This is a genomic window from Myxacorys sp. (genome assembly GCF_059501405.1).
Genome location: NZ_JCACCM010000182.1, coordinates 1 through 7,267 on the forward strand (window position 1 = coordinate 1; position 7,267 = coordinate 7,267).

General features: G+C 48.2%; 6 protein-coding genes and 3 pseudogenes. 7 read left to right on the forward strand and 2 right to left on the reverse strand.

What is annotated here, in order from left to right; translation table 11 throughout:
• Positions 1-31 precede the first annotated feature (31 nt).
• The gene (gene cas12k, locus AC5I6P_RS25420; RefSeq protein WP_495696569.1) at positions 32-400 is read right to left on the reverse strand and encodes a type V CRISPR-associated protein Cas12k; all 369 of its coding nucleotides are present in this window, start codon (positions 398-400) and stop codon (positions 32-34) included.
• Positions 379-1,491 (reverse strand): type V CRISPR-associated protein Cas12k, encoded by a 1,113-nt coding sequence (gene cas12k, locus AC5I6P_RS25425; RefSeq protein ID WP_495696570.1) that lies wholly within the window; start codon positions 1,489-1,491, stop codon positions 379-381. The genes cas12k (AC5I6P_RS25420) and cas12k (AC5I6P_RS25425) overlap by 22 nt, the downstream gene beginning before the upstream one ends.
• 487 nt (positions 1,492-1,978) lie before the next feature.
• Here cas12k (AC5I6P_RS25425) and hsdR point away from each other — a divergent pair.
• The 7 genes and pseudogenes from hsdR to AC5I6P_RS25460 form a co-directional block, all read left to right on the forward strand.
• Positions 1,979-4,241, forward strand: a pseudogene (hsdR, locus tag AC5I6P_RS25430) (EcoAI/FtnUII family type I restriction enzme subunit R).
• A gap of 296 nt (positions 4,242-4,537) precedes the next feature.
• Positions 4,538-5,602 (forward strand): annotated as a pseudogene (locus AC5I6P_RS25435) (class I SAM-dependent DNA methyltransferase); the annotation flags it as partial.
• Positions 5,603-5,733: 131 nt separating this feature from the next.
• The gene (locus AC5I6P_RS25440) at positions 5,734-5,991 is read left to right on the forward strand and encodes an N-6 DNA methylase (RefSeq protein ID WP_495696574.1); all 258 of its coding nucleotides are present in this window, start codon (positions 5,734-5,736) and stop codon (positions 5,989-5,991) included.
• 4 nt (positions 5,992-5,995) lie between these two features.
• On the forward strand, positions 5,996-6,286 hold the full coding sequence (locus AC5I6P_RS25445; protein ID WP_495696571.1) for a nucleotidyltransferase family protein: 291 nt from the start codon (positions 5,996-5,998) through the stop codon (positions 6,284-6,286).
• Between the two features lie 67 nt (positions 6,287-6,353).
• A pseudogene (locus AC5I6P_RS25450) lies at positions 6,354-6,622 on the forward strand (HepT-like ribonuclease domain-containing protein).
• 5 nt (positions 6,623-6,627) lie between these two features.
• Entirely contained in the window at positions 6,628-6,828 is a 201-nt protein-coding gene (locus AC5I6P_RS25455) for a hypothetical protein (RefSeq protein ID WP_495696572.1), read from the forward strand.
• A gap of 180 nt (positions 6,829-7,008) precedes the next feature.
• Positions 7,009-7,267, forward strand: a 259-nt coding sequence (locus tag AC5I6P_RS25460) for a restriction endonuclease subunit S domain-containing protein (RefSeq protein ID WP_495696573.1), incomplete at its 3' end; no start/stop codon positions are given.

Genomic DNA, 7,267 nt, shown 5'->3' on the forward strand with positions numbered 1-7,267 from the left:
TTGATCATGCATTATGGCTCTACCATACGTCCTAACCTGGATTAGTAGGGCTATACTGTCGGATACTTCGATAGGCGAGAACCCGATTGGTGCTGGCGTCCCACACGGCAACGGTAACGGGCTTCTCCAATCCCAAACTCATCCCCACCAAAATGTTGGGGTACCCCTGGTAGAGCGCTTGGCTGGGACGGTGGAAGGGATTGTTAATCCGTTCCAGGGTGGAGTTCATCCGCTTGACATAGCCCTCCTGCGTTTTAGACAGGTTGCCCTTATCTTGCATCTGGCTGATTTTCTTGGCAATATCAGCTGCTTTCTCCTGACGGACTTGCTCGGTTCCTTCCTGGCTCCAAAGGTGGGTGTCTACGGTGCAGTAGAGGGTCAGGCGATGAATTTTTCCCAAGGTTCTCCTTTCCCTTCCTCCTCCTGCCAAGCCAGATGAGCAGACCGAAGCGTGAAAAGACCGCTGGAATGTTGATTTTTGCCAGCGCGTTTGGTTTCCTGATCTTCCAGAAATCGCTGGAACCAGGGGAGTTGGCGTTGGTCACAGTAGAGGGCAAAGGTGTGGTCACTAAATCCACTGAAATGGACACAGAGGCGACCTTTGACACTAAGGGACCAGACCAGATCTTCATTCGTCTCGAAGACCAGTGGAAAGGGCAGAACACTGGGTTTGGTGAGTAATCTATCCTGCCAACGTTTTGCCTCAGCGTTATCTTTCGGGACGGTTAGGGTAGCAATATCTAGCGTTTGCAGCCAGCTTTGCCCGGTCAAGTCTCGACCGTGGGGAATTCGCGCTTCTAGCTGCTCCCGAAGTCTTATGACTTGAAGTTCAATTTTTCGGCGGCGTTGGGCGAATTTTTGAATGTCCTCTTCCTGATTGGGTACTTGGCAACCGTTTTTGAGCAGGTAGGCGATCGCGCCCCGTTCCAGCACCTTTTTGGCATCCTGATGGTGATCGAACAGTTGATTCGCCAAACTGCGGTCTGAAGACTCTGATTTTTTGCGCTTTTTACCTTGTTTGACTGGGGTTTGGTTTGCTGGATCGACAGTAGGAGATGGCTGAAGTTTGCGCAAGAGGGCAGTGGCGCGATCGCGAATTCTGCCAAGTTCAACTCCACTTTCCTGGGCTAATTCTTCATCGCTCTTGAGCATTTCCAACCAGCGCAATTTACCGTCCAGCTTCTGTTGAAGCCGTTTCTGAATGGCTAACCAGGACTTGAAAATGTAATCTGCGGCATGTTCTGCGGAAGTATAGAGTCGAGCGGGTTGACCACTGAAGCGGGAATCTGTTTTGAGGGGTTTACAAAGCTGAGAGACGACAGCAGAAGAAATTTTACCTTTGCGTCGCCACGTTTCAAACTCGGAGTGCTGACTCAGTTGCTCGATGAGGGTATTGATGAGTGGCGTGTTGCGCTCTGCTATCAGCGTCCAAAGCTGTTGGCGGGTTTCTGGTGAAGCAACTAAACGATACTGAATCGTAATCTGACTCATAAGAACAAATGTCCTACTTCTTCTAAGCAGATTATCCGTTATTCAGCGTTTTTGCAAGAGCTTTTTACTAACTCACAATAGGGTTGTTACTCATGAATCGTCTTCGTCTACCTCGTCTTCGGGGATGACCTCATCGGATAGGACGATCGCTTTACCCATGACAGCTTCATTTTTGTTCAGTGGCGATCACTGACGGGCATTGACAGGAGAAGAGAGCGCCGCCATTGATGATGGACAGGCTGTTTCCCTATTGAGATATAAAAACTGGGCAAACGGCTCAAAAAAGGCTTCAATTGATTGGCAACTTAGCTAACTTGTTTGGCCGTCAGTTGGGTCTGGAATACAGGAACTCTGAAATCGGCTCATCTTCAAGATCAAGTACATTGACCGGTTTCCTGATTGCCGATAGGGTGCAGATTGTTTTTCGTGGTGCTGTGTTATGGGCACCCATCAAAATAGCTCGTTCCTCATCCATCAGCCCTAATTTATGCCAGAACAACTCGATAAACGTTCCTTAAGTGAGCGGGACATTTGTACAAAGTACATCACTCCTGGAATTGTGGGTGCCGGATGGGATATTCAAACTCAGATTCGGGAAGAGGTGACGTTTACGAAGGGGAGAGTCAACCCAAAAGGCAAACTGGTGAGTCGGGGAGAGTCAAAACGGGCGGACTACATTCTTTACTACAAACCCAATGTGCCACTGGCGATCGTAGAAGCGAAGGATAACAATCACGGCATCGGTGATGGGATGCAGCAGGCACTGAACTATGCCGAGATTATGGAAATTCCCTTTGTTTACAGTTCCAACGGAGATGCCTTTTTAGAGCACGATCGCACGGGTGCTGCTGCTCAGGTCGAGCGAGAATTTGCTCTGAATGAGTTTCCATCACCGGAGCAGTTGTGGCAGCGATACTGCGTCTGGAAAGGGATTGAGTCAGAAATTGAGCCGATCGTGACCCAGGACTATTACTTTGATGGGACTGGTAAGGAACCGCGATACTACCAGCTCAACGCGATTAATAAAACGATCGAGGCGATCGCGAAAGGACAGAACCGCATCCTGCTGGTGATGGCAACCGGAACGGGCAAGACCTTTACGGCATTTCAAATTATTTGGCGGTTATGGCGATCGGGAGCCAAAAAACGCATTCTCTTCCTGGCAGACCGCAATATCTTGATTGACCAGACGAAGACAAACGATTTCAAGCCGTTTGGCTCGGCAATGACTAAAATTACCAAACGGCAGGTTGATAAGTCGTTTGAGATTTATCTGGCGCTGTACCAAGCAGTTTCGGGTACGACAGAAGCACAGGACATTTACAAACAGTTTTCCCGCAACTTCTTCGACTTGGTGATTGTGGATGAGTGTCACCGAGGCAGCGCGGCGGAAGACTCAGCATGGCGAGAGATTTTGGAGTATTTTGACTCAGCGACCCAGATTGGTCTGACGGCAACACCGAAAGAAACCAAAGAAGTTTCCAACATTGAGTATTTTGGGGAATCGCTCTACACCTACTCTCTTAAGCAGGGAATTGAGGATGGTTTCTTAGCTCCCTATAAAGTGGTGAAGATTGACATCGATAAAGATCTGGAAGGGTGGCGACCGCAGCCAGGGCAAACGGATAAATATGGACGGGAAATCGAAGACCGGATTTATAACCAGAAGGACATCGATCGCGTCATTGTCTTTGAGCGACGAATTGAACTGGTTGCCCAACGTATTACCCAGTTTTTGCAGGAAAGCGGTGATCCTTACATGAAGACGATCGTCTTCTGTGAAGACATTGACCATGCGGAGCGAATGCAAAAGGCACTGGTGAATGAGAATGCTGCCTTGGCTGCCGAACGAAACCTATCCGGTGATCGTTACAACCTCTAAGCTAATGACCACGGGAATTGATGCCCAGACCTGCAAGCTGATTGTGCTTGATCGCCCGATTCAGTCGATGACGGAGTTCAAGAAAATCATTGGTCGGGGCACTCGTATCAATGAGGAGTACCACAAGCTGTACTTCACCATCATGGACTTCAAAAAGGCGACGGAACTGTTTTACGACCCGGATTTTGATGGTGATCCAGTGCAGATTTATGAACCTAAGAAGGGAGAGCCAATCGTTCCGCCTGCTGAAGAAGAGGGGGGAGAAGAGGCGGTAATTATTGGTGCTACGACTGGAAGCAACAGACGAGTCAAGTATGTGGTTGCCAGTGAAGAAGCAGGCATTGTCCGGGAGCGAGTGCAGTATTACGGTTCTGATGGTCGATTAATTACGGAATCGATTAAGGACTTTACCCGGAAGACGGTACGACAGGAGTTTTCTTCTCTAGATTCCTTCTTGAAGCGATGGAGTGAGGCAGAGCGGAAACAGGAAATTTTAAGGGAATTAGAGGAACGGGGTGTTTTGTTAGAAGCACTGGCAGAGGAAGTGAGCAAAGATTTTGATTCTTTTGACCTGATCTGCCATGTGGCGTTTGATCAGCCACCGCTCAGCCGTAAAGAGCGGGCGGAACAAGTTCGTAAGCGGGATTACTTTACGAAATATGGACAGCAGGCAAGAGCGATTTTAGAGGCATTATTGAACAAGTATGCCGATGAGGGCATTGAGAACATTGAGGACATTAATGTTCTGAAGGTTCAACCGCTGAATCGGTTGGGTACGCCAACGGAGATCATCAAGTTGTTTGGCAGCAGACAGGCGTATTTCCAGGCAATACAGGAAATGACAACAGAGCTTTATAGGGTTGCATGATGGCTCATTCAGGAAAAAACGGTTGTAAACCGTCTGGTCTGCGTCATGTGGAAGGTGTGCTTCTGAGATGGGTATTTCTAGCGGAAGTCATGCTGTGCTTTCTTAACAACTCCTAACAGCGCGACCCGGTCTGGAATCTGCTATATTCGTACCCTTGATGGCGCAATGACCTAACTGACGCATACGGTGCGCTCATTTGTCGATCGTCGTTTCGCTGTTTCGCTCATTATCTGACTGCTTCCTCAGGTGAATTAACCATGTCAACCAGCACCACAATTAAGACCATTCAAGACATCATGCGGAAGGATGCAGGAGTGGATGGCGATGCCCAGCGCATTAGCCAACTGGTGTGGATGCTGTTTCTAAAGGTGTTTGATGCCCAGGAGGAGGAGTATGAGTTGATGCGGGAGGAGTATCACTCACCGATTCCGGAGGCATTGCGCTGGCGGAATTGGGCGACGGATGCGGAAGGGATGACTGGGGAAACCTTGCTGGACTTTGTGGATAATGTCCTGTTTAAGACGTTGAAGGAACTGCCGATCGGACCTGGAACCGACTCACGGGCGAAGGTGGTGCGGGATGTGTTTGAGGATGCCTATAACTACATGAAAAATGGCACTCTTCTGCGGCAGGTGATTAACAAGCTGAATGAGGTGGACTTTAACTCGGCGAAAGACCGTCACCTGTTTGGCGAGATTTACGAAAAGATTCTTAAGGACTTGCAGAGTGCGGGCAATGCGGGCGAGTATTATACGCCTCGTGCAGTGACGCAGTTTATGGTGACGATGACCGATCCTAAATTGGGTGAGAAGGTGTTTGATCCGGCGTGTGGAACAGGTGGCTTTCTCACTTGTGCGCTGGAATATATTCGCAAGAACTATGTGAAGACGGCGGAGGATGAGGAGACGCTGCAACGATCGATCCAAGGGGTTGAAAAAAAGCCACTGCCTCATCTGCTCTGTATGACTAACCTACTGCTGCATGGGGTGGATGTGCCTCCCGTTCGGCATGACAACACGCTGGCGCGACCGTTGCGGGACTACTCTACTCAGGAAAAGGTGCAGGTGATTGTCACCAACCCGCCTTTTGGGGGCATGGAGGAGGACGGAATTGAGACGAATTTCCCAGCAGCGTACCGGACACGGGAAACGGCAGACCTGTTTCTGGTGCTGATTATGCATCTGTTAGAAGAGGGCGGCAGAGGGGCGATCGTGCTTCCTGATGGCACGCTGTTTGGCGAGGGTGTGAAGACGCGGATTAAGGAAAAGCTGCTGCAAGAGTGCAATCTGCATACGATCGTTCGGTTGCCCAATGGCGTGTTTAACCCCTATACGGGCATCAAGACGAATCTGCTGTTTTTTACCAAGGGAGAGCCGACGACGGAGGTTTGGTACTACGAGCATCCCTATCCGCCGGGGTACAAGTCTTATAACAAGACAAAGCCGATTCGGTCTATCCGCCGGGGTACAAGTCTTATAACAAGACAAAGCCGATTCGGTTTGAGGAGTTTGAGCCGGAGCAAGCCTGGTGGCACAATCGGGAGGAGAATGAGTTTGCCTGGAAGGTGTCGGTGGAAACCATCAGGGCGAACAACTACAACCTGGATATCAAGAACCCGCATCAGGTGGATGTGGAACACGCTGATCTCGATGAGATGCTGGTAGCACATCAGAAATTGCTGAAGGAGTTGGATGAGGTGCGGAGTAAGCTGAAGTTTGAGTTGAAGTCATCCCTGGAACGTCAGGAGTAGACAGATGGAGCGATCGCAGGTTTCAGGCATTATTGCAGCCCACCGGGAGACACTGAGGAGCTTGGGAGTCAAGTCTCTGGAGTTGTTTGGCTCGATCGCCCGAAATGAGGCAACATCAACAAGTGATGCGGATTTTTTGGTGGAGTTTTCTACAGAAGCGGGTTTATTTGAGTTGTTCCGGGTGCAGCATTACCTGGAGGAAATCTTGGGATGTGAGGTGGATCTGGGAACGAAAGATTCGCTGCGGGAACACCTGAGAGAACCTGTGCTGAAGGATGTGATCCGTGCCCTCTAGAGATTGGCAACTGCGCGTGAGAGACATTGTGAATGCGATCGCTAGCATTCAACAACGCACAGCAGGCATGAGTTTTGAGGAGTTTACGGAAAATGAAACAGTGGCAAAAGCAGTTCTCTATGATTTTGTCGTAATTGGGGAAGCTGCAATCAACATTCCAACTGAAGTGCAGGTGAAATATTCTGATATTCCCTGGCGATTCATGAGCGATATGCGAAATGTGATGCCCATGAATATTTTCAGGTGAATTTGAGAATTGTCTGGAATACAGCACAAAATAACCTGCCACCTTTAGTTGCTTTATTAGAAGCATTGCTGTCAGAAGGAGGGGAATGAGAAGAATGAAGATAGAAACGTTTTTTCAGAATTTTGAATTGCTGACCGATGCTCCCAATGCCGTTACCAAGTTGCGGGAAATTGTTTTGCAATTGGCTGTGCGTGGCAAACTAGTTCCTCAAAATTCTAATGACGAACCTGCTAAAGTTCTCCTCAGGAAAATTCAACAAGAGAAAGAAAGATTAATTGGGAAAGGCAAAGATTAGAAGCCATAGATCACCAGTTATTCAGAATAGCGAAGAATCTTTGAAGCTTCCACCTACTTGGATTTCTATCAGGTTTATAGATATAACGAGCGTAATAACATGTGGGATTGCAAGTACTCCAAAATACACAGAAGCTGGTAAACCATTACTATCTGCAAAAAATGTTAAACCCTATCGTTTTTGCCTGAAGACCATAGATTTGTTTCAGAGAATGACTATCTAAAGATAACTCAGGGTGGAAAACCTGAAAAAAATGATATTTTGTTAACCCGTGTAGGAGCAGGTATTGGAGAGGCTGCAATTATTGATCAGGATTTAGAATTTGCCTACTATGTTAGTCTTACGCTAATTAAACCTTTTCATCAGTACGTAGATTCCAAATTTCGGTATCGTCAACTTAACCGGGAATATTCGAAATTAAGTACGATAATCCTTGAAC

Coding starts and splice junctions, on each gene's coding strand:
- AC5I6P_RS25445 (WP_495696571.1), top strand. CDS start 5,996: ATGGAGCGATCGCAGGTTTCAGGCATTATTGCAGCCCACCGGGAGACA.
- cas12k (WP_495696570.1), bottom strand. CDS start 1,491: ATGAGTCAGATTACGATTCAGTATCGTTTAGTTGCTTCACCAGAAACC.
- AC5I6P_RS25455 (WP_495696572.1), top strand. CDS start 6,628: ATGAAGATAGAAACGTTTTTTCAGAATTTTGAATTGCTGACCGATGCT.